Source organism: Pseudomonas sp. 2835, from assembly GCF_050435905.1.
Classification (GTDB): Bacteria; Pseudomonadota; Gammaproteobacteria; order Pseudomonadales; family Pseudomonadaceae; genus Aquipseudomonas.
Window position 1 is genome coordinate 403,442 of the sequence record NZ_JBNDLE010000004.1, and the last position, 20,324, is coordinate 423,765.

19 protein-coding genes are annotated in these 20,324 nt (G+C 63.3%); 8 read left to right on the plus strand and 11 right to left on the minus strand.

Annotated elements, in window-relative coordinates:
- From ABIE20_RS08215 to ABIE20_RS08225, 3 genes are all read right to left on the minus strand, one after another.
- Entirely contained in the window at positions 1–939 is a 939-nt protein-coding gene (locus ABIE20_RS08215) for a rhodanese-related sulfurtransferase (RefSeq protein WP_429504231.1), read from the minus strand.
- A gap of 109 nt (positions 940–1,048) precedes the next feature.
- Positions 1,049–1,348 carry a BolA family protein gene (locus tag ABIE20_RS08220; protein ID WP_123567170.1) on the minus strand — a complete coding sequence of 100 codons (300 nt, stop codon included), beginning with the start codon at positions 1,346–1,348 and terminating at the stop codon, positions 1,049–1,051.
- 15 nt (positions 1,349–1,363) lie between these two features.
- On the minus strand, positions 1,364–1,888 hold the full coding sequence (locus ABIE20_RS08225; RefSeq protein WP_429504233.1) for a DUF2059 domain-containing protein: 525 nt from the start codon (positions 1,886–1,888) through the stop codon (positions 1,364–1,366).
- 154 nt (positions 1,889–2,042) lie between these two features.
- On the opposite strand from ABIE20_RS08225, the gene ABIE20_RS08230 reads away from it, so the two are divergent.
- The gene (locus tag ABIE20_RS08230; protein ID WP_429504236.1) at positions 2,043–3,437 is read left to right on the plus strand and encodes a class II fumarate hydratase; all 1,395 of its coding nucleotides are present in this window, start codon (positions 2,043–2,045) and stop codon (positions 3,435–3,437) included.
- Between the two features lies 1 nt (position 3,438).
- On the opposite strand, the gene ABIE20_RS08235 is transcribed toward ABIE20_RS08230, so the two are convergent.
- Positions 3,439–4,395 (minus strand): DMT family transporter, encoded by a 957-nt coding sequence (locus ABIE20_RS08235; RefSeq protein ID WP_429504238.1) that lies wholly within the window; start codon positions 4,393–4,395, stop codon positions 3,439–3,441.
- A 209-nt stretch (positions 4,396–4,604) separates the two neighbouring features.
- The gene (gene pap / locus ABIE20_RS08240) at positions 4,605–6,098 is read right to left on the minus strand and encodes a polyphosphate:AMP phosphotransferase (protein WP_429504240.1); all 1,494 of its coding nucleotides are present in this window, start codon (positions 6,096–6,098) and stop codon (positions 4,605–4,607) included.
- Positions 6,099–6,233: 135 nt separating this feature from the next.
- Between pap and mnmC the strand changes: the two genes are divergently transcribed.
- From mnmC to ABIE20_RS08265, 5 genes are all read left to right on the plus strand, one after another.
- On the plus strand, positions 6,234–8,249 hold the full coding sequence (gene mnmC, locus ABIE20_RS08245) for a bifunctional tRNA (5-methylaminomethyl-2-thiouridine)(34)-methyltransferase MnmD/FAD-dependent 5-carboxymethylaminomethyl-2-thiouridine(34) oxidoreductase MnmC (protein WP_429504242.1): 2,016 nt from the start codon (positions 6,234–6,236) through the stop codon (positions 8,247–8,249).
- Positions 8,250–8,399: 150 nt separating this feature from the next.
- Positions 8,400–10,187: an N-acetylglutaminylglutamine amidotransferase gene (locus ABIE20_RS08250; protein WP_429504243.1), complete on the plus strand. Its 1,788-nt coding sequence runs from the start codon at positions 8,400–8,402 to the stop codon at positions 10,185–10,187.
- Between the two features lie 3 nt (positions 10,188–10,190).
- Entirely contained in the window at positions 10,191–11,936 is a 1,746-nt protein-coding gene (gene ngg / locus ABIE20_RS08255) for an N-acetylglutaminylglutamine synthetase (RefSeq protein ID WP_429504245.1), read from the plus strand.
- Positions 11,937–11,950: 14 nt separating this feature from the next.
- Positions 11,951–13,135, plus strand: coding sequence for an osmoprotectant NAGGN system M42 family peptidase (locus ABIE20_RS08260; protein ID WP_429504247.1), 1,185 nt, complete (start codon positions 11,951–11,953; stop codon positions 13,133–13,135).
- A 66-nt stretch (positions 13,136–13,201) separates the two neighbouring features.
- A complete protein-coding gene (locus tag ABIE20_RS08265) occupies positions 13,202–13,429 on the plus strand; it encodes a YheU family protein (protein WP_123567164.1) in 228 nt (75 codons plus the stop codon).
- Position 13,430: 1 nt separating this feature from the next.
- Here the strand turns inward: ABIE20_RS08265 and csrA are convergent, their stop codons facing one another.
- From csrA to ABIE20_RS08280, 3 genes are all read right to left on the minus strand, one after another.
- On the minus strand, positions 13,431–13,613 hold the full coding sequence (gene csrA, locus ABIE20_RS08270) for a carbon storage regulator CsrA (RefSeq protein ID WP_429504249.1): 183 nt from the start codon (positions 13,611–13,613) through the stop codon (positions 13,431–13,433).
- Positions 13,614–13,748: 135 nt separating this feature from the next.
- The gene (locus ABIE20_RS08275) at positions 13,749–14,081 is read right to left on the minus strand and encodes a YnfA family protein (RefSeq protein ID WP_429504251.1); all 333 of its coding nucleotides are present in this window, start codon (positions 14,079–14,081) and stop codon (positions 13,749–13,751) included.
- 53 nt (positions 14,082–14,134) lie between these two features.
- Positions 14,135–14,950 (minus strand): SDR family oxidoreductase, encoded by an 816-nt coding sequence (locus tag ABIE20_RS08280; protein WP_429504252.1) that lies wholly within the window; start codon positions 14,948–14,950, stop codon positions 14,135–14,137.
- Positions 14,951–15,191: 241 nt separating this feature from the next.
- Between ABIE20_RS08280 and ABIE20_RS08285 the strand changes: the two genes are divergently transcribed.
- Positions 15,192–15,344 carry a DUF3309 family protein gene (locus ABIE20_RS08285; protein ID WP_429504254.1) on the plus strand — a complete coding sequence of 51 codons (153 nt, stop codon included), beginning with the start codon at positions 15,192–15,194 and terminating at the stop codon, positions 15,342–15,344.
- A 120-nt stretch (positions 15,345–15,464) separates the two neighbouring features.
- Here ABIE20_RS08285 and ABIE20_RS08290 read toward each other — a convergent pair whose 3' ends face one another.
- The 3 genes from ABIE20_RS08290 to ABIE20_RS08300 all read right to left on the minus strand — a co-directional run bounded on the left by ABIE20_RS08290 (position 15,465) and on the right by ABIE20_RS08300 (position 18,472).
- Positions 15,465–17,123, minus strand: coding sequence for a cation acetate symporter (locus ABIE20_RS08290; protein ID WP_195884811.1), 1,659 nt, complete (start codon positions 17,121–17,123; stop codon positions 15,465–15,467).
- Complete coding sequence (locus tag ABIE20_RS08295; RefSeq protein ID WP_429504256.1) at positions 17,120–17,431, minus strand: DUF485 domain-containing protein; 312 nt, start codon at positions 17,429–17,431, stop codon at positions 17,120–17,122. Before ABIE20_RS08295 ends, ABIE20_RS08290 begins: the two co-directional genes overlap by 4 nt.
- A 192-nt stretch (positions 17,432–17,623) precedes the next feature.
- Entirely contained in the window at positions 17,624–18,472 is an 849-nt protein-coding gene (locus tag ABIE20_RS08300) for a glycine betaine ABC transporter substrate-binding protein (RefSeq protein WP_429504258.1), read from the minus strand.
- Positions 18,473–18,696: 224 nt separating this feature from the next.
- Between ABIE20_RS08300 and ABIE20_RS08305 the strand changes: the two genes are divergently transcribed.
- Positions 18,697–20,253 (plus strand): beta (1-6) glucans synthase, encoded by a 1,557-nt coding sequence (locus ABIE20_RS08305; protein WP_429504260.1) that lies wholly within the window; start codon positions 18,697–18,699, stop codon positions 20,251–20,253.
- Positions 20,254–20,324: the final 71 nt, after the last annotated feature.

Below are 20,324 nucleotides of genomic sequence, written 5' to 3' on the forward strand. Positions count from 1 at the left end.
TCAGGCCTCGGCAGCTTTGCGGTAGTTGTGACCGATCGGGTGAGGCTGGTTGCGCGCCTTGGCCAGCTCGATCTGCTTCTGCCGGTCAATGGCGCTGCGCCGGGTCTTTTCGCTCAGGCTGTCCCAGCAATGCGGACAGCTGATGCCTGGCGAATAGTGCTCGGACGCACGGTCTTCCACGCTGATCGGGGTGCGGCAGGCATGGCACTGGTCGTAATCGCCCTCGGTCAGGTCGTGACGCACGGTGACCCGGTTGTCGAACACGAAGCAGTCGCCCTGCCAGCGGCTTTCATCCTGTGGCACCTCTTCGAGGTATTTAAGGATCCCGCCCTTAAGATGATAGACCTCTTCGAAACCCTCGCCGAGCATATAGCTGGAGGCTTTCTCGCAGCGGATGCCGCCGGTGCAGAACATCGCCACTTTCTTGTGTTTGGCCGGGTCGAAATTGGCCTTGATGTACTCGGGGAACTCGCGGAAGGTGGTGGTCTTCGGGTCGATCGCACCCTCGAAGGTACCGATCGCCACTTCGTAGTCGTTGCGGGTGTCGATCAGCAGCACTTCAGGGTCGCTGATCAGCGCGTTCCAGTCCTGGGGCTCGACGTAGGTGCCGACCTTGTAGTTCGGGTCAACGCCCGCCACGCCAAGGGTGACGATCTCTTTTTTGAGCTTGACCTTGGTGCGGTAGAACGGCTGTTCGTCGCAGTAGGATTCCTTGTGGTCGATATCCACCAGGCGCGCATCGCTGCGCAGCCAGGCCAGCAGGCCGTCGATGCCCTCGCGGGTACCGGAAACGGTGCCGTTGATACCTTCCTCGGCCAGCAGCAAGGTGCCCTTGATGCCGTTGGCCATCATGCTCTCGAGCAGCGGCTCGCGCAGCTCGACGTAATCTTTCAGGGTGACGAATTTGTACAGCGCCGCAACGACGATAGCTTGGGACATGCAGTAACTTCTCCAGGTGGTCGCCCTCGCAAAGGGCGAACCGGATGCCAAATAAAAACGCGCCGACGAGCGGCGCGTTGATCATTCTAGCAAAAACCTGACGAGGAAATCAGTGCTTGCTGCCACCGGCACAGGTCGGCGACGCCGGGGCGACACCGATTTTCTGCCATTCCTGCGGCGTATAAGTGTGCAGGGCCAGGGCGTGAAACTCGCTCATCAGCTCACCGAGGGTGGCATAGACCTTCTGGTGGCGCTTGACGCTGTTAAGCCCCTCGAACTGCTCACTCACCAGCACCGCCTTGTAGTGGGTCTGCTGCCCACGGCTGTGCATGTGGCTTTCATCGAGCACCTGCAGGTGCGTGGGTGCCAGCGCTTGCAGGCTGTGCTCGATCTTTTGCTGCATGGTCATGTCAGGCTCCGCTGCTTACTTCTTGGCTGGCGCGGCGGTCTTGCCGGCGTTCGGATCAAGTTCCTTGGTCATGTCAGCCAGCAGCTTGTTGACCACCGGTACCGCGCTTTCCAGTTTCTGCTGGGTCAGCTGGGCCGATTGCTGGGTCACTTGCGGCATCTTTTCCAGGACTTTCTTGCCCAGTGGCGACTGGTAGAAGGCTACCAGGTCCTTGAGTTCGCTTTCAGTGAAGGTGGTGGTGTAGAGCTTGACCATGTCCGGCTTGAGCTTGTTCCAGCCGATGGCCTGGTCCAGGGCGGCGTTGGCCTTGGCCTGGTAGCTGTCGAGCACGGATTTTTTCGAGGCTGGGGCCTTGGTCTGTTCGAAACGCTGGGCGAACATCTGCTGCACCTGCATGTAGACCGGAGTACCGAGCTTGTCGGCATGCGCCATCATGAGGAATTTTTCAGCACTGGCGTTGTGGCTGGCGGTATCTGCAAGCACCTGGCCGCTGGCGCAGACCAGCGCTACAGCAGTGCAGAGGGCACGAAGACGGGTCATCGGAATTCCTTCAATAGACAAGAGGTAGTACCCCAGAGTAGAGCATTCTGCGCCGACAGTGGCACAGTGCTCAAGTGGGTCGACGCGCGATGGAACCGCCACGCCAAATAAGGACCTAAACTGCGAATTCAGACCACAAGGGAGTGAGCGCAGCATGAGCCGTATCGAAACTGACAGCCTGGGGCAGGTCGAAGTTCCTGACCAGGCCTACTGGGGTGCCCAGACGCAACGCTCGCTGATCAACTTTGCCATCGGCAAAGAGCGCATGCCGCTGGCGGTGTTGCATGCCCTGGCCCTGATCAAGAAAGCCGCCGCACGGGTCAACAACCGCAACGGAGACCTTCCGGCGGACATCGCCCGGCTGATCGAACAGGCCGCCGACGAAGTGCTCGATGGGCAACTGGACGACCAGTTCCCGCTCGTCGTCTGGCAGACCGGCAGCGGCACCCAGAGCAACATGAACGCCAACGAAGTAATCGCCGGTCGTGCCAACGAACTGGCCGGCAACGGCCGTGGCGGTAAAACGCCAGTGCACCCCAACGATCACGTCAACCGCTCGCAGAGCTCCAACGACTGCTTCCCCACCGCCATGCACATCGCCGCGGCCCAGGCAGTGCAGCACAAACTGCTGCCAGCGATCACCGAGCTGTCGTCAGGGCTGGCGGAACTCTCGGCGCGCCACCAGCACCTGGTGAAAACCGGCCGCACCCATATGATGGACGCCACGCCGATCACCTTCGGCCAGGAACTCTCGGCCTATGTCGCCCAGCTCGACTACGCCCAGCGCGCCATTCGCTCGGCCTTGCCGGCGGTATGCGAACTGGCCCAGGGCGGCACCGCCGTCGGCACCGGGCTGAACGCCCCGCACGGCTTTGCCGAAGCCATCGCCGCCGAGCTCGCCGCGCTCTCCGGCCTGCCGTTTGTTACCGCACCGAACAAGTTCGCTGCCCTGGCCGGGCATGAGCCGCTGACCACCCTCGCCGGCGGCCTGAAAACCCTCGCCGTGGCCCTGATGAAACTGGCCAACGACCTGCGCCTGCTCGGCTCCGGGCCGCGCGGCGGGATTGCCGAAGTGCGCCTGCCGGCCAACGAACCAGGCAGCTCGATCATGCCCGGCAAGGTCAACCCGACCCAGTGTGAGGCCCTGTCGATGCTGGCCTGCCAGGTGCTGGGCAACGACACCGCGATCGGCTTTGCCGCAAGCCAGGGGCACTTGCAGTTGAACGTGTTCAAGCCGGTGATCATCCACAACCTGCTGCAGTCCATCGAACTGCTGGCCGACGGCTGCAGCAACTTCCAGCAGCACTGCATTGCCGGCATCGAGCCGGATCCCGAGCAGATGGCCGCACACCTGGAGCGCGGGCTGATGCTGGTGACTGCGCTCAACCCGCACATTGGCTACGACAAGGCGGCGGAAATCGCCAAGAAGGCCTACAGCGAAGGCACCACCCTGCGCGAGGCGGCACTGACCCTGGGCTACCTGAGCAACGAGCAGTTCGACCAGTGGGTGCGCCCGGAAAAAATGCTCGAGCCGGGCGGCAAAGGCTGAGTCACCGGGCCAGGCGTACGCGCCTGGCCCGCCAGCCGGCCATGATCGACGGGCCCAGGGCGGTCAGCGCAGAGCCCAGCACCACCACCAGCGCACCAATATAGCCCAAGGTGTTGATCTGCTCGGCGTGGACGAAGTCGGGCCAGAACCAGGCCGCCAGGGCCACCGCCACAAAGGTTATCAACGGGGTAACCGCCAGGGTCGCACTGACCTTGGAAGCCTCCCAGTGCGCCAGAGCCTCGGCAAATGCGCCATAGGCCACCAGGGTGTTCAGACAGCAGGCGAGCAGCAGCCAGCCTTGCAGCGGGCTCAATTGCAGCGCCTCCATTGGATGCACCCAGGGCGTCAGCAACGCCGCGCAAAACAGGTAGATCACCATCATCACCTGCATCGAGTTCCATACCGTCAGCAGTTGCTTCTGGCTCAGGGCATAGAACACCCAGATGGAGGTCGCCAGGAGGATGGTCAGCACGCCAGTGGTGTAGACGCTCAGGGAGGTGAGCAGCTCATCCAGGCGCTGGTTGAAGAACAGGCCGAATCCCACCAGCAGGATCACCAGGCCCATGCCCTGCCCCAGGCTGAAGCGCTCCTTGAACAGGAACACGCTGGCCACTAGCAACAGCACCGGACCCATTTGCACTACCAACTGCGCGGTGCCGGGGCTGAGCAGCTTGAGCCCGACCAGGTACAGCACATAGTTGCCCACCAGCCCGCAGGTGGCCAGCAGCACCAGGCCCCAGCCCTTGCGGCCGAGGGTGTTGAACGAGGGCAGGCGTTTGCTCGCGGCCAGCCAGGCCAGCAGCAGGCCACCGGACACCAGCAGGCGAAACCAGGTCACGGTGATCGGGTCCATCACCTGCAGCACCTGCTTGAGCTTGATCGGCAGAATGCCCCAGAGCACGGCGGTCAGCAGCGACAAGGACAGACCGTAGACCCAGCGCCCGGAAGAAATATGCATAACCAGCCTCGATAGCCCTTTGGTGGGGGGAAACTGGATTCTACGGGCTGGGCTGATGGGGAGACAGGCAAGAATGCGGAAAAGAATTCAGTACTTCATTCCCTGAGTTCCTGCTGGGGCCGCTACGCGCCCCATCGCCGGCAAGGCCGGCTCCCACAAGGCCAGGTTTGCACCATTTCTGTGGGAGCTGGCTTGCCAGCGATGAGGTCCTATTTCTTGTCCTTCTTGAATGCCGCCTCCAGCGCCTGGTTGATGGTGCGCAACACCTTGACCCGCGCCCAGCGCTTGTCATTGGCCTCGACCAGGGTCCAGGGCGCGATTTCGGTGCTGGTACGGTCGACCATGTCGCCCACCGCCTCCGCGTACTGCCCCCATTTCTCGCGGTTGCGCCAGTCTTCCTCGGTGATCTTGAAGCGTTTGAACGGGATCTGCTCGCGCTCCTGGAAGCGTTCGAGCTGGGTCTGTTCGTCGATCGACAACCAGAACTTCACCACCACCACGCCGGCATTGCGCAACTGCTCTTCGAAGTCGTTGATTTCGCCATAGGCGCGCATCCAGTCGGCCTGGCTGCAAAAGCCTTCGATCCGCTCGACCAGCACCCGGCCATACCAGGAGCGGTCAAACACGGTGAACTTGCCACGCGCCGGAATGTGCCGCCAGAAGCGCCACAGGTAAGGCTGCGCGCGCTCTTCTTCGGTGGGCGCGGCAATCGGCACGATGCGGTACTGACGCGGGTCGAGGGCTGCCGCCACCCGGCGAATGGCACCGCCCTTGCCCGCCGCATCATTGCCTTCGAACACGGCAATCAGGGCGTGGCGGCGCATGCGCTTGTCACGCAGCAGCCCGGCCAGGCGCGCTTGTTCGGTAATCAGTTGTTCCTGGTAGTCGTCCTTGTCCAGGCGCAGGCTCAGGTCAAGGCTGCCGAGCAGGCTGCGCTGGTCGATGCTTTCACCCAGCGGCGCGATGTTGGCCTGGTGGATCGGCCCGTGATCGGCCTTGAGCGCGGCCTGCAACCCTTCGAGCAGAATCTTGCCCACGGCCAGGCTGCGGTAATGCGGATCGACGCCTTCGATCACATGCCAGGGCGCATAGTCGCGACTGGTCTGGCGCAACACCCGCTCGCCAAAGCGCACGAAACGGTCGTAGGTTTCGGACTGCTGCCAGTCCAGCGGGCTGATCCGCCAGCTGTGCAGCGGATCGTCCTTGAGCGCCTTGAGCCGGGCTTTCATCTGCTTCTTTGACAGATGGAACCAGAACTTGAAGATCAGCGCGCCTTCATCGCAAAGCATCTCCTCCAGGCGCTCGGCCCCGCGTATGGCCTGGTCAAGCACGGCATCCTTGAACTGGCCATGTACACGGCCCTGGAGCATCTGGCTGTACCAGTTGCCGAAAAACACGCCCATCCGCCCCTTGGCCGGCAGCGCCCGCCAGTAGCGCCAGGCCGGTGGCCGGGCGAGCTCTTCGTCGGTCTGCTGGTCAAAGGTGCGCACCTCGATCAGGCGCGGGTCCATCCATTCGTTGAGCAGCTTGACCGTCTCGCCCTTGCCGGCGCCTTCGATGCCGTTGATCAGCACGATCACCGGAAAACGCGCCTGCTGCTTGAGCTCGAACTGCGCCTCCAGCAACGCTTCACGCAGCGCCGGGACCTCGGCTTCATAGGTGTCTTTGTCGATGGCGTGACCAATTTCAGCGGATTCGAACATACCAGGCTCCCTACTTGGATAAGCAAGACTAGCGGATTGTCGAAACCTTTGTCGGCACAAAACAAAGCCTGCCACAGGTCAAACAGCCTCGCGCCGATCAGCTAAAATGGCCCTCTTGCCAATGCTGAGCCGAACATGACCGAAGTAACCCAATACGCCCAGATCGACTGGGATGACCAGGGCCGACCACACTCGCGCCAATACGACGACATCTATTTCTCCAAGGATCAGAGCCTGGAGGAAACCCGTCATGTGTTCATCGACCAGAACGACCTGCGCCAGCGTTTCAGCGCGTTGCAGCCGGGCCAGTGCCTGGTGATCGGCGAAACCGGCTTCGGTACCGGCTTGAACTTCTTCTGCGCCTGGCAGCTGTTTGCCGAGTGCGCGCCGGCTGATGCCCGGCTGCACTTCATCAGCGTCGAAAAATACCCCCTGACCCGCGCCGACCTCAGCCGCGCCCTGGCCCTGTGGCCGCAACTGGCACCGTTCAGCAGCCAGTTGCTGACCCAGTACGTGGCGGTGCACGAAGGTTTCCAGCCGTTCGCGTTTGAACAGGGCCGGGTGCGCCTGACCTTGTTGATCGGTGACGTGCTGGAGCAACTGCCGCAGCTCGATGCACAGGTGGATGCCTGGTTCCTCGACGGCTTTGCCCCGGCCAAGAACCCGCAGATGTGGACCCCCGAGCTGTTCGCCGAGATCGGCCGGCTGTCGGCGCCCGGCACCACCCTCGGCACCTTCACCAGCACCGGCTGGGTGCGCCGCGGCCTGATCGCCGTGGGCTTTACCATGAAGCGCATTCCCGGTATCGGCAAGAAATGGGAAGTGCTGCGCGGCACCTTCAACGGCTGGCCGGCCGAACAGCCGCAGCCGCTTGCCAGCGCGCCCTGGTTCGCCCGCCCACCCGCCCTGCCCGGCCCACGCCAGGCGCTGGTGATCGGCGCAGGCCTTGCCGGGTGCGCCAGCGCCGCCAGCCTCGCCGCCCACGGCTGGCAGGTAAAGGTGCTGGAGCGCCATGGGACGCCGGCAGCAGAAGCCTCGGGCAACCCGCAAGGGGTGCTGTACCTGAAGTTGTCCGCCCACGGCACGGCGTTGTCGCGCCTGATCCTCAGCGGGTTCGGCTACACCCGGCGGCTGCTCGAGCAGCTGCAGCGCGGCCAGGATTGGGACGGCTGCGGGGTGCTGCAACTGGCCTTCGACGCCAAGGAGGATCAACGCCAGCAGCAACTGGCCGCAGCCTTCAACCCGCAACTGCTGCAACGCCTGGACCGTGAGCAGGCCGAGCAGGTCGCGGGGGTTGCCTTGGGCAGCGGCGGGCTGTTCTACCCCGAAGGCGGCTGGGTCCATCCGCCGGCGCTGTGCCAGGCGCAACTGCAGCACCCGAACATCACCCTGCTGGCCCATCACCAGGTGCTGCAACTGCGCAAGGTCGATGGCCTCTGGCAAGCCTGGGAAAGCGACAAACTGCTGGCCAGCGCGCCGCTGGTAGTATTGGCCACTGCTGCCGAGATCCATAGCTTCGAGCCTTGCGCCGAGCTGCCGCTCAAGCGCATTCGCGGGCAGATCACCCGCCTGCCGGTGACGGCGCAAAGCCAGGCACTGACCACCGTGGTGTGCGCCGACGGCTATGTCGCGCCGCCGCGCAATGGCGAGCACACCCTCGGTGCCAGTTTCGACTTTCACAATACCGACCTGACCCCCACCCCCGGCGAGCACATCGGCAACCTCGGCCTGCTTGAAGCGATCTCCAGCGACCTGGCCCAGCGCCTGGGCGCCCACAGTCTCGACCCGCATACACTGGAGGGCCGCGCCGCGTTTCGCTGCACCAGCCCCGACTACCTGCCGATTGTCGGCCCGCTGGCCGGCCAGGCGCAGTTCAACCACGACTACGCCGTGCTGGCTCGCGATGCCCGGCAGATTCCCGGCACGCCCTGCCCTTGGCTCGAAGGCCTGTTCATCAATAGCGGCCATGGTTCACGCGGGCTGATCACCGCGCCGCTGGCGGGCGAAATGATCGCCGCCTGGGCCGATAATGCACCGTTGCCAGTGCCCCGCGCAGTGGCCGAAGCCTGCCACCCGAATCGCTTCATGCTGCGCGAACTGATCAGGAGTAAAAAAGCAGCGGCAAGCGGCAGGCCACAAGTTAAAAGCTGATTGGCCCGGCTTGCTCTTGCAGCTTGAAGCTTGGCGCTTGCAGCTACCGCTTATAACCGATTGATCTAAAACTCTCGCTATCCGCACCGGTCAGTTTCCATGTGCCCGCGTTGTGGGCACCTTCCCCAACGGCAAAACCGGTAAGGACTTATGTGCGGATTAGCTGGAGAGTTTCGTTTCACCCCTGTTGCCCACCCACCACGCCCGGCGGACCTCGCCGCGGTCGAGCGGATCACCCATCACCTGGCACCTCGCGGCCCCGACGCCTGGGGTTTCCATAGCCAGGGCCCGATTGCCCTGGGTCATCGCCGGCTGAAAATCATGGACCTGTCCGACGGCTCGGCGCAGCCCATGGTCGATAACCCGTTGGGCCTGTCGCTGGCCTTCAACGGCGCCATCTATAACTTCCCCGAGCTGCGCAGCGAGCTGGAAAGCCTTGGCTATGCCTTTTATTCAGACGGCGACACCGAGGTACTTCTCAAGGGCTATCACGCCTGGGGCGCCGACCTGCTGCCGCGCCTGAACGGCATGTTCGCCCTGGCGATCTGGGAACGTGACAGCCAGCAGCTGTTCCTCGCCCGCGACCGCCTCGGGGTCAAACCCCTGTACCTGTCGCGTACCGGCGAACGCCTGCGCTTCGCTTCAAGCCTGCCGGCGCTGCTCAAGGGCGGCGACATCAATCCGGTGCTCGACCCGGTGGCGCTCAACCACTACCTGAACTTCCACGCCGTGGTGCCGGCCCCGCGCACCCTGCTGGCCAACATCGAGAAACTGCCACCGGCCAGCTGGATGCGCATCGATGCCCAGGGTCGCTGCGAGCAGCAAGTCTGGTGGCACCTGCATTACGGCCCGCGCACCGATGAACAAAACCTGAGCCTGGAAGACTGGCGCGACCGCGTCCTGGACAGCACCCGCGAGGCGGTGGCGATTCGTCAGCGCGCTGCGGTGGATGTCGGCGTGCTGCTGTCCGGCGGTGTCGACTCGAGCATGCTCGTCGGCCTGCTGCGCGAAGTCGGCGTCGACGACCTGTCGACCTTCTCCATCGGTTTTGAGGATGCCGGTGGCGAGCGCGGCGACGAGTTCCAGTACTCCGACCTGATCGCCCGCCACTACGGCACCCGTCATCACCAGTTGCGCATCGACGAACGGGAGATCATCGAGCAGTTGCCAGCGGCCTTCCGCGCCATGAGCGAGCCGATGGTCAGCCATGACTGCATTGCCTTCTACCTGCTGTCGCGGGAAGTGGCCAAGCACTGCAAGGTGGTGCAAAGCGGCCAGGGCGCCGACGAGCTGTTCGCCGGTTACCACTGGTACCCGCAGGTTGACGGCGCGCGCGACCCGTTCGCGGCCTACCGCGCGGCGTTCTTCGACCGCAGCTACGACGACTACGCCGCCACCGTGCAACCATCCTGGCTGCTCGATCACGATGCCGCCGGCGACTTTGTCCGCCAGCACTTTGCCCAGCCCGGGGCCAGCGATGCGGTGGATAAAGCCCTGCGCCTGGACAGCACGGTGATGCTGGTCGACGACCCGGTCAAGCGGGTCGACAACATGACCATGGCCTGGGGCCTGGAAGCGCGCACGCCGTTTCTCGACTATCGCCTGGTCGAGCTCTCGGCGCGCATCCCGGCACGCTTCAAGCTGCCCGACGGCGGCAAGCAGGTGCTCAAGGAAGCCGCGCGGCTGGTCATCCCCAGCGAAGTCATCGACCGCAAGAAGGGCTACTTCCCGGTGCCGGGCCTCAAGCATCTGCAGGGCGCAACCCTGGACTGGGTGCGTGAATTGCTGCTCGATCCCAGCCAGGACCGCGGCCTGTTCAACCCCGCCGCCCTCGACCGCCTGCTCAGCGATCCCCATGGCCAACTGACGCCGCTGCGCGGCTCCAAGCTCTGGCAACTGGCCGCCTTGAACCTGTGGCTCAGCGAACAAGGAATCTGATCGATGAAAGCCCATGCCTCACCTTACGGCCAGCGCCTGCTGCGCGGCCAGGTGCCTTCCTATGAGCGACTGCAGGCACAACTGGCCGGTGATGGCAGCCAGCCCCACGACCAGCCGCGCTCGCTGCACTGCGGCTGGGGGCGGCTGCTGATCGGCCACACCTACCCCGACCCGGCCAGCCTGGCCAGCGACCTGCTCGACGAACGCCCCGGCGAGCGTGATATCGCCTTGTACGTGGCGGCGCCGCAACAGGTACTGGCCCAGGCCCCGCAGCAACTATTCCTCGACCCGTCCGACACCCTGCGCCTGTGGTTCAGCGACTACCGCCCGGCACAGCGGGTATTCCGCGGTTTTCGTATCCGCCGGGCGCAAAGCGTCAGCGACTGGCAGGCGATCAACACCCTGTACCAGGCCCGCGGCATGCTGCCGATCGACCCCGAGCTGCTGACCCCGCGCCACCAGGGCGGCCCGGTCTACTGGCTGGCCGAAGACGAAGACAGCGGCGCGATCATCGGCAGCGTCATGGGCCTGAATCATCACAAGGCCTTCGCCGACCCGGAGCATGGCAGCAGCCTCTGGTGCCTGGCGGTGGACCCGCAGTGCACGCGCCCGGGTGTCGGCGAAGTGCTGGTACGGCATCTGATCGAGCACTTCATGAGCCGCGGCCTGACCTGCCTCGACCTCTCAGTGCTGCACGACAACCGCCAGGCCAAGCGCCTGTACGCCAAGCTGGGGTTTCGCAACCTGCCGACCTTCGCGGTCAAGCGCAAGAACGGCATCAACCAGCCGCTGTTCCTCGGCCCGGGGCCGGAAGCAGGGCTCAACCCCTACGCCCGGATCATCGTCGAAGAGGCTTACCGACGGGGTATCGATGTGCAGGTCGAGGATGCCGATGCCGGCCTGTTCACCCTCAACCACGGTGGCCGACGGGTACGCTGCCGTGAATCGCTGAGCGACCTGACCACTGCGGTGAGCATGACGCTGTGCCAAGACAAGAGCCTGACCCACAAGGTACTGAGCGCCGCAGGCTTGCAGGTGCCGGCGCAGCAACTGGCCGGCAACGCCGACGACAACCTGGCCTTCCTCGAGGACCACGGCGCGGTGGTGGTCAAGCCGCTGGATGGCGAGCAAGGCAACGGCGTGGCGGTCAACCTGAGCACCCTGGAGGAAATCAATGAAGCGGTAGAGGCTGCCCGGCGATTCGACAGCCGCGTGCTGCTGGAGAGCTTCCACGCCGGCCTCGACCTGCGCATCGTGGTCATCGGTTTCGACGTGGTCGCCGCCGCCATCCGCCACCCGGCGCAGATCGTCGGCGACGGCCAGCACGCCGTCGGCGCCCTGATCGAAGCCCAGAGCCGTCGGCGCCAGGCGGCAACCGGCGGTGAAAGCCGCATCCCCCTGGACCACGAAACCCAGCGCACCCTGCACGCCGCCGGTTTCGATTACGACAGCGTGCTGCCCGCCGGCCAGCGCCTGGCGGTGCGCGGCACCGCCAACCTGCACACCGGCGGCTGCCTGGAAGACGTCACCGAGCGCCTGCATCCGGTGCTGGTAGACGCCGCCATCCGCGCGGCCCGCGCCCTGGACATCCCGGTGGTGGGCCTGGACCTGATGGTCAAGGCCGCCGACCAGCCCGACTACGTGTTCATTGAAGCCAATGAACGGGTCGGCCTGGCCAACCATGAACCGCAACCGACTGCCGAGCGCTTCGTCGACCTGTTGTTCCCCCACAGTCGAGCGACGCCATGAGCACAGGAGTTCGCATGCCAGAACAGCTCCCCGAACCGGACCTCAAGTACCTGCAGAAAGTCCTGCTGGAGATGCTCGCCATCCCCAGCCCCACCGGCTTTACCGACACCATCGTGCGCTATGTCGCCGAGCGCCTGGAAGAGCTCGGCATCCCCTTCGAGCTGACCCGCCGCGGCACCATCCGCGCCACCCTGAAGGGCCGCAAGAGCTCGCCCGACCGCGCAGTGTCGGCGCACCTGGACACCATTGGCGCCAGCGTGCGGGCCATCCAGGACAACGGCCGCCTGTCGCTGGCAGCCGTGGGTTGCTGGTCCAGCCGCTTTGCCGAAGGCAGCCGCGTCAGCGTGTTCACCGACACCGGCGTGCTGCGCGGCAGCGTGTTGCCGCTAATGGCCAGCGGCCACGCGTTCAACACCGCCATCGACCAGATGCCGGTCAGCTGGGAACATATCGAACTGCGCCTGGACGCCTACTGTGCCACCCGCGCCGATTGCGAATCGCTAGGGATCGGCATCGGAGACTTCGTCGCCTTCGACCCGCTGCCGGAGTTCACCGAAAGCGGCCATATCAGCGCCCGTCACCTGGACGATAAAGCCGGCGTCGCGGCCCTGTTGGCGTCGCTCAAAGCCATCGTTGAAAGCGGTGTTCAACCGTTGATCGACTGCCACCCGCTGTTCACCATCACCGAAGAGACCGGCTCCGGCGCCGCCGCCGCGCTGCCCTGGGACGTCAGCGAGTTCGTCGGCATCGACATCGCCCCGGTAGCACCCGGACAACACTCCAGTGAGCACGCGGTCAGCGTGGCCATGCAGGACTCGGCTGGCCCGTACGACTATCACCTGTCGCGCCACCTGCTTAAACTTGCCCGCGAGCACGAACTGCCGGCTCGCCGCGATGTATTTCGCTATTACTTCAGCGACGCGCATTCGGCCATCACCGCCGGCCACGACATCCGCACCGCCCTGCTGGCCTTCGGTTGCGACGCCACGCATGGTTACGAGCGCACCCATATCGACAGCCTGGCCGCCCTGAGCCGCCTGCTGACTGCCTACCTGCTCAGCCCGCCGGTATTCGCCAGCGACTCGCAGGCCACCGGCAACTCGCTGGAAAGTTTTAGCCATCAGCTTGAGCACGATGCGCAGATGGAAAGCGATACCCGCGTGCCGGCCGTCGACAGCCTGGTCGGCAACAAAAACTAGCGCCTACACAGCCAGGACAGGTTTGGCGTAGCATGGCGCTACCTTTTCGCCAGACCTGTCCTGTTCATGCTGATTCCCTACGACCAACTGGAAGCCGAAACCCTCACCCGCCTGATCGAGGATTTCGTCACCCGCGACGGCACCGACAACGGTGACGACACCCCACTGGAAACCCGCGTGCTGCGGGTACGCCAGGCGCTGGCAAAAAAACAGGCGTTCATTCTGTTCGACCTGGAAAGCCAGCAATGCCAACTGCTGGCCAAGCACGATGTGCCCAGGGAACTGCTCGACTGACTCAACCGGCCTGCTTGGCCAGTTGCTCGACGATGCGCTTGTAGATTTCCGCCCGGTGCACCTCGATGTGCCGCGGCGCACTGATGCCGAAACGCACCGTGTTGCCCTCCACCGACAACACCTTGATCTTGATGTCATCGTCGATGGCGATGATTTCGCCTATTTCGCGGCCTATTACCAACATGCTCCGATCCTCCACAAATCAGGGAATTCGGAGACTGCACGGGGTGCCGGACGCCTTCAATGCTCTGGCGGCGAATTAGACCGATCCCACCTATCTGGGCGATTTTGCATACAGATTTCTTGAGTTTTCGATCCCTCAGGCACTGTGCAAACGCGGCCCGAGGACGATGATGCTGGCCCCCAGCACACACAGCAGCGCGCCGATCCAGTCACTGCCCAGCGGCCGCGCTCGCTCTACCAGCGCCAGCCACAACAACGACGTGACAATGTAGATACCGCCATAGGCGGCATAGGCGCGCCCGGCGTAAGCGGCCTCGACACGGGTGAGGATCAGGGCGAACAGGGTCAGGCTGAGCAAGGCCGGGGCAATCCACCACGCACTCTTGCCCAGACGCAGCCACATATAGAAGGCATAGCAACCGCCGATCTCGAAGATCGCCGCGAGGAAAAACCACAGGTAATTGATCACACCAGGTACTCAAGGCTGTTTCAGGGATGGCCAAGAATACCTGATGGCGCCGCTCAAGCCTGGGACGGCCGGGCCTTGGCGCGCATTTTCTCGGCCATGCTGGCCATTTCGTCGTAAAGCACCTGCGGGTTGCGCTGCTTGAGCTTCCAGGCTTCGCGGCCCTGCTCATGGGGCAGGATCAGGAACTCGCCGGCGGCCACTTGCTGGTGGATGTAGTCGGCGATATCGGCGGCGCTGATCGGCGAGCTTTCCAGCAGCTTGCCGACCTGGGCTTTCATCGCCGGGGTCGGGCCGCGGAACGAATCGAGCAGGTTGGTCTGGAAGAACGACGGGCAGACCACGTGCACCGCCACTTCCTGCTGGCGCAGCTCGATCAGCAGGCTTTCCGACAGGGCCAGTACCCCGGCCTTGGCGACGTTGTAGTTGCTCATCGCCGGGCCTTGCATCAAAGCGGCCATCGACGCGATGTTGATGATCTTGCCCTTGCTGCGCTCCAGCAGCGGCAGAAAGGCCTTGCAGCCTTTGACCACGCCCATCAGGTTGATTGCGATCTGCCAGTCCCAGTCCTCCAGCGACAGCTCGGCGAAAAACCCGCCCGAGGCCACCCCAGCGTTGTTGACGATCACATCGATGCCGCCAAGCTTTTCTTCACAGGCCTGGGCCAGCGCCGTCAGCTGGCTGTAATCGCGCACATCGCAGCGTTGCACAAAGCCGTCGGCGCCCGCCTCGCGCACCAGCGCCAGGGTTTGCTTGAGGCCGGCCTCGTTGACATCGGCCAGGGCCAGTTGCCAGCCCTCACGCGCCCAGCGCAAGGCAATTTCGCGCCCAAGCCCCGAGCCGGCACCGGTAATCATCATGCGCTTTTGCATAGCAGCTGCCTTGTACTGTTCTGGAAAGTTCAGGCCAGTGTAGCGAAGGCCGGGCCGCCACCCACGCTGTATCAGGATGCTGAATGGCCGGGGCAAACAGCGGTGAACGTGACAAATAAAGATGGGATAAAACTTTTAGCCACTGACAGCAGTCGGAATTAACAGGCGGGCATGAAACACATGACCGAAGAGATGGATTGCAGCGTAACGCCTACTTCTCAAGCCAAACAAGGAAACTGCCATGGGCACCATACTTATCATCATCCTGATTCTGCTGTTGATCGGTGGCTTACCCGTCTTTCCACACTCCAGAAGTTGGGGTTATGGGCCGTCCGGCATCATTGGTGCCGTTCTGGTCATCCTGTTGATCCTGTTGTTGCTCGGCAAGATATAGAAAAGCTGCAAGCCATAAGCTGCAAGCCGCAAGTCAAAGCAGTACGCGTACGGCTTCAACTTGCGGCTTGTGGCTTGTAGCGTGCAGCTAAAAGGCAGCCAGAGGCTGCCTTTTGCTTACTTAGTGAGACACCGCACCGCTGGCACCCAGGCCAGTCTGCGAGCGCACGAACTGCGGGAAGAACAGCGCGCGTTCATCATCGGCAGCCTTGGACTTGTCGGTTATCGAGAAGAACCAGATGCCGGCAAAGGCAATGATCATCGAGAACAGCGCCGGGTACTCGTACGGGTAGATCGCCTTCTCGTGACCGAGGATCTGGACCCAGATGGTCGGGCCGAGGATCATCAGCGCCACGGCACTGATCAGGCCCATCCAGCCACCGATCATGGCGCCACGGGTGGTCAGTTTCTTCCAGTACATCGAGAGCAGCAGCACCGGGAAGTTGCAGCTGGCAGCGATGGAGAACGCCAGGCCGACCATGAAGGCAATGTTCTGGCTTTCAAACAGGATACCCAGGCCGATTGCCAGCACGCCAAGAGCGACGGTGGTGATCTTCGAGACGCGGATCTCATCCTTCTCGTTGGCCTTGCCCTTCTTGATCACGCTGGCATACAGGTCATGGGACACTGCCGAGGCACCGGCCAGGGTCAGGCCGGCAACTACCGCCAGGATGGTGGCGAAAGCCACTGCCGAGATGAAACCGAGGAACACGCTGCCACCCACGGCGTCGGCCAGGTGCACCGCTGCCATGTTGTTGCCACCGATCAGGGCGCCTGCTGCGTCCTTGAATTCTGGGTTGGTGCTGACCAGCAGGATCGCGCCAAAGCCGATGATGAAGGTCAGGATGTAGAAGTAGCCGATGAAGCCAGTGGCATACAGCACGCTCTTGCGCGCTTCCTTGGCGTCGCTGACGGTGAAGAAGCGCATCAGGATGTGCGGCAGGCCAGCGGTGCCGAACATCAGCGCCAGGCCCAGCGAGAACGCCGAGATCGGATCCTTGACCAGGCCGCCCGGGCTCATGATCGCTTCGCCTTTGGGGTGAACCTTGATCGCTTCGGAGAACAGCGCGTTGAAGTCGAAGTTGACGTGCTTCATCACCATCAGCGCCATGAAGCTGGCACCGGAGAGCAACAGCACGGCCTTGATGATCTGTACCCAGGTGGTCGCGAGCATGCCGCCGAACAGCACGTACATGCACATCAGGATGCCGACCAGGATCACCGCAACATGGTAGTCCAGGCCGAACAACAGCTGGATCAGCTTGCCGGCACCGACCATCTGCGCGATCAGGTAGAACGCCACCACCACCAGCGAGCCGGAGGCCGACAGAGTGCGGATTTCCTTCTGCCCGAGGCGGTACGAAGCGACGTCGGCAAACGTGTATTTACCCAGGTTGCGCAGGCGCTCGGCGATCAGGAAGAGGATGATTGGCCAGCCGACCAGGAAGCCGATCGAATAGATCAGGCCGTCGTAACCGGAGGTGAACACCAGGGCGGAAATACCCAGGAAGGACGCGGCCGACATGTAGTCGCCGGCAATCGCCAGGCCGTTCTGGAAACCGGTGATGCGCCCGCCGGCGGCATAGTAGTCGGAAGCGGACTTGTTGCGCTTGGACGCCCAGTAGGTGATGCACAGGGTGGCACCGACGAAGGCGACGAACATGACGATCGCCGAGACGTTCAGGGGTTGTTTCTGCACCGCGCCGGTAAGGGCGTCAGCGGCCCAGACGGCGGGTGCAAAAACGCCGAAGGCCAGGGTTGCCAGTAGACGCCGGATCATTGCTGAGCCTCCTTGAGGATCGCCTTGTTCATCTCGTCGAACTCGCCATTGGCGCGACGCACGTAGATAGCCGTGAGGATGAAAGCCGAGATGATCAGACCGACACCCAGAGGAATACCCCAGGTGATCGACGACTCAGGGCTGAGCTTGGCACCGAGGATATGCGGGCCATAGGCAATCAACAGGATGAAGGCGGCGTAGAGACCGAGCATGATCGCCGAGAGAATCCAGGCGAAACGTTCGCGTTTTGAAACCAGCTCCTTGAACCGCGGGCTGTTTTGTATCGAGAGGTAAATGCTGTCGTTCATTGTTTTTGTCCTCGCAGCACAGATTAGGTAGAACCCACTCCACTTTATGCTGCCTTCGAACGCACTCCAGACGACCTTAGTCTTAGATGCAAAACTCTTTTACCGATTCGGTAACAGCCTGAAACGACAAGGGCCGCACCAGCATTTTCGCGGGGGCGGCCCTGGAAGGTGCCAGATAGAGGCTTTAAGCCATTATTTACCGGTCCACTCGGCTACGCGTTCCGGATGTTTGGCCACCCAGTCCTTGGCCGCAGCCTCGGGTTTTGCGCCCTCTTGAATGGCCAACATGACCTCGCCGATTTCATCCTTGGACTGCCACTGGAACTTCTTCAGGAACGCCGCTACTTCCGGCGCCTTCTTGTCCAGTTCCTTGCTGCCGATGCTGTTGACGGTTTCAGCGGCGCCATATACGCCTTTGGGGTCTTCGAGGAACTTGAGCTTCCACTTGGCGAACATCCAGTGCGGCACCCAGCCGGTCACGGCGATCGATTGCTGCTTGGCATAGGCGCGGCCAAGCTCTGCGGTCATCGCCGCGCCGGAGCTGGCCTGCAGCTTGTAGCCGGTGAGGTCGTAGTCCTTGATGGCCTGGTCGGTCTTGAGCATGACCCCGGAGCCTGCGTCGATGCCGACGATTTTGTTCTTGAAGCTGTCATCGGTCTTCAGATCGGCCACCGAGTTGGCCTTGACGTAGTCGGGGACGATCAGGCCGATCTTGGCATCCTTGAAGTTGGGACCATAGTCGACCACGTTGTCCTTGTTCTTGGTCCAGTATTCGCCATGGGTTACCGGCAGCCAGGCCGAGAGCATGGCGTCGAGCTTGCCGGTGGCTACCCCCTGCCACATGATGCCGGTGGCCACGGCCTGCAGTTTGACGTCATAGCCGAGCTTCTGCCTGATGACTTCGGCGGCGACGTTGGTGGTCGCCACACTGTCGGACCAGCCATCGACATAGCCGATGCTCACTTCCTTGGCCAGCGCTTGCCCCGCGCCAATGGCCATTACCAGGGCGGTGCCCACCCCCAGGAGTCGTCGCATTTTCATCCAAGCATCCCCTCGTCACGTCACGGAAGCTGCATCATCAACCGCGCATGGCCGCTGACCTGCTCTGGTAACGACCTCAAGGCAACGAGAAACGACATCACATCGCCAGCAACGCAGATCGTTACATCAAGCAACATCCACCCTGGCCTTCTTTGTAGCCCAAGGCTTTGGCCGGCGCCATTTGCGGGTACTATTGACGGCTTTGTTCCCAGACGGTCTGTTCCATGTCCTCGACTGCGCGCTTCCCGCTATTACCCTACCTGTTCGCCTGCCTGCTGGGCCTGTTCGCCCTCGGAGGGCTGTGGTACGGCCTGGGCAAGCCGGTGGTGCTGCCGGATGCGGCCAGCGCCTCGCACAAGCTGCAGTGCGCCTCCTATACCCCGTTCGACAAGGACCAATCGCCGTTCGACCAGCCATTCCAGTTGCGCCCGGCGCGCATGGACGCTGACCTGGCCTTGCTCGCCGAGCGTTTCGAGTGCATCCGCACCTACTCGATGACCGGCCTTGAGGCCATCCCCGACCTCGCCCGCAAGCATGGCCTGAAGGTGATGCTCGGTGCCTGGATCAACGCCAACCCGGTGGATTCGCAAAAAGAGGTCAAGGCCCTGATCGCCTCGGCCAACGCCAACCCGGATGTAGTCAAGGCGGTAATCGTCGGCAACGAAACCCTGTTGCGCAAGGAAGTCACCGGCCCGCAACTGGCGGCGTTGATCAACCAGGTGAAAAGCCAGGTCAGCGTGCCGGTGACCTACGCCGATGTCTGGGAGTTCTGGCTGCAGCACCCGGAGATCGCCCCGACAGTGGACTTCTTGACTATCCACCTGCTGCCCTATTGGGAAGATGATCCGAAGAGCATCGACGATGCCCTGGTGCACGTCGGCGAGATTCGCCAGGTGTTCGGCAACCGCTTCGCGCCCAAGGAGATCGTCATTGGCGAGACCGGCTGGCCGAGCGAAGGCCGCCAGCGCGAAACCGCGCTGCCCAGCCGGGTCAACGAGGCGCGCTTCATCCGTGGTTTCGTTGCCATGGCCGAACAGCAGGGCTGGAGGTACAACCTGATCGAGGCCTTTGACCAGCCCTGGAAACGTGCCAGCGAAGGCGCCGTGGGCGGCTACTGGGGCCTGTATGACGCTGACCGCCAGGACAAGGGCATCCTTGAAGGGCCGGTGAGCAACCTGGCGTTCTGGCCGCAGTGGCTGGGCGCAGGTGTCGTGTTGTTCGCCGCCACCCTGCTGCTGGGCGCACGCGTGCGCGGTAGCCGCAATGCCTTGCTGTTGCCGCTGCTGGCGGCTCTGGGTGCGGCCAGCCTGGGTCTGTGGGGCGAACAGTTGCGCATCAACAGCCGCTTTGTCGGTGAGTGGGTCTGGGCGATTTTGCTGGTGGGCCTGAACCTGTTGGTGCTGGCCCAAGCTGCGCTGGCCTTGTCGCAGCGCCAGGGCTGGCGCGAGCGAGCCTTTGCTTGGCTTGAAGCGCGTGGCGGCTGGTGGTTGCTGGCGGCAGGCTTCGCCGCGGCGGTGAGCATGCTGGCGCTGGTGTTCGACCCGCGCTATCGCAGTTTCCCGAGCCCGGCCTTGCTGTTGCCGGCGGTGGTGTACCTGCTGCGACCGGTAGCGGCACGCCGGGCCGAAGCGGCCTTACTGGCGTTGATCATCGGTGGCGGCATCGCCCCGCAGCTGTTCCGTGAAGGGCTGAGCAACCAGCAGGCGCTGGTCTGGGCCGGGGTGAGCGTGCTGATGGTGGCGGCGTTGTGGCGTAGCTTGAGGGTTCGGGTTCAGCAGTGAACCATCGCGGGTCAAGTCGAGTCGTCGCACCGCCGCTCCCACAGAGATCACTGTGGGAGCGGCGGTGCGAC

Bases quoted from the DNA above. Each gene is read 5' to 3' on its own strand.
- ABIE20_RS08215 (WP_429504231.1), bottom strand. From the start codon at position 939: ATGTCCCAAGCTATCGTCGTTGCGGCGCTGTACAAATTCGTCACCCTG.
- ABIE20_RS08220 (WP_123567170.1), bottom strand. From the start codon at position 1,348: ATGACCATGCAGCAAAAGATCGAGCACAGCCTGCAAGCGCTGGCACCC.
- ABIE20_RS08225 (WP_429504233.1), bottom strand. From the start codon at position 1,888: ATGACCCGTCTTCGTGCCCTCTGCACTGCTGTAGCGCTGGTCTGCGCC.
- ABIE20_RS08230 (WP_429504236.1), top strand. From the start codon at position 2,043: ATGAGCCGTATCGAAACTGACAGCCTGGGGCAGGTCGAAGTTCCTGAC.
- ABIE20_RS08235 (WP_429504238.1), bottom strand. From the start codon at position 4,395: ATGCATATTTCTTCCGGGCGCTGGGTCTACGGTCTGTCCTTGTCGCTG.
- pap (WP_429504240.1), bottom strand. From the start codon at position 6,098: ATGTTCGAATCCGCTGAAATTGGTCACGCCATCGACAAAGACACCTAT.
- mnmC (WP_429504242.1), top strand. From the start codon at position 6,234: ATGACCGAAGTAACCCAATACGCCCAGATCGACTGGGATGACCAGGGC.
- ABIE20_RS08250 (WP_429504243.1), top strand. From the start codon at position 8,400: ATGTGCGGATTAGCTGGAGAGTTTCGTTTCACCCCTGTTGCCCACCCA.
- ngg (WP_429504245.1), top strand. From the start codon at position 10,191: ATGAAAGCCCATGCCTCACCTTACGGCCAGCGCCTGCTGCGCGGCCAG.
- ABIE20_RS08260 (WP_429504247.1), top strand. From the start codon at position 11,951: ATGCCAGAACAGCTCCCCGAACCGGACCTCAAGTACCTGCAGAAAGTC.
- ABIE20_RS08265 (WP_123567164.1), top strand. From the start codon at position 13,202: ATGCTGATTCCCTACGACCAACTGGAAGCCGAAACCCTCACCCGCCTG.
- csrA (WP_429504249.1), bottom strand. From the start codon at position 13,613: ATGTTGGTAATAGGCCGCGAAATAGGCGAAATCATCGCCATCGACGAT.
- ABIE20_RS08280 (WP_429504252.1), bottom strand. From the start codon at position 14,950: ATGCAAAAGCGCATGATGATTACCGGTGCCGGCTCGGGGCTTGGGCGC.
- ABIE20_RS08285 (WP_429504254.1), top strand. From the start codon at position 15,192: ATGGGCACCATACTTATCATCATCCTGATTCTGCTGTTGATCGGTGGC.
- ABIE20_RS08290 (WP_195884811.1), bottom strand. From the start codon at position 17,123: ATGATCCGGCGTCTACTGGCAACCCTGGCCTTCGGCGTTTTTGCACCC.
- ABIE20_RS08295 (WP_429504256.1), bottom strand. From the start codon at position 17,431: ATGAACGACAGCATTTACCTCTCGATACAAAACAGCCCGCGGTTCAAG.
- ABIE20_RS08300 (WP_429504258.1), bottom strand. From the start codon at position 18,472: ATGAAAATGCGACGACTCCTGGGGGTGGGCACCGCCCTGGTAATGGCC.
- ABIE20_RS08305 (WP_429504260.1), top strand. From the start codon at position 18,697: ATGTCCTCGACTGCGCGCTTCCCGCTATTACCCTACCTGTTCGCCTGC.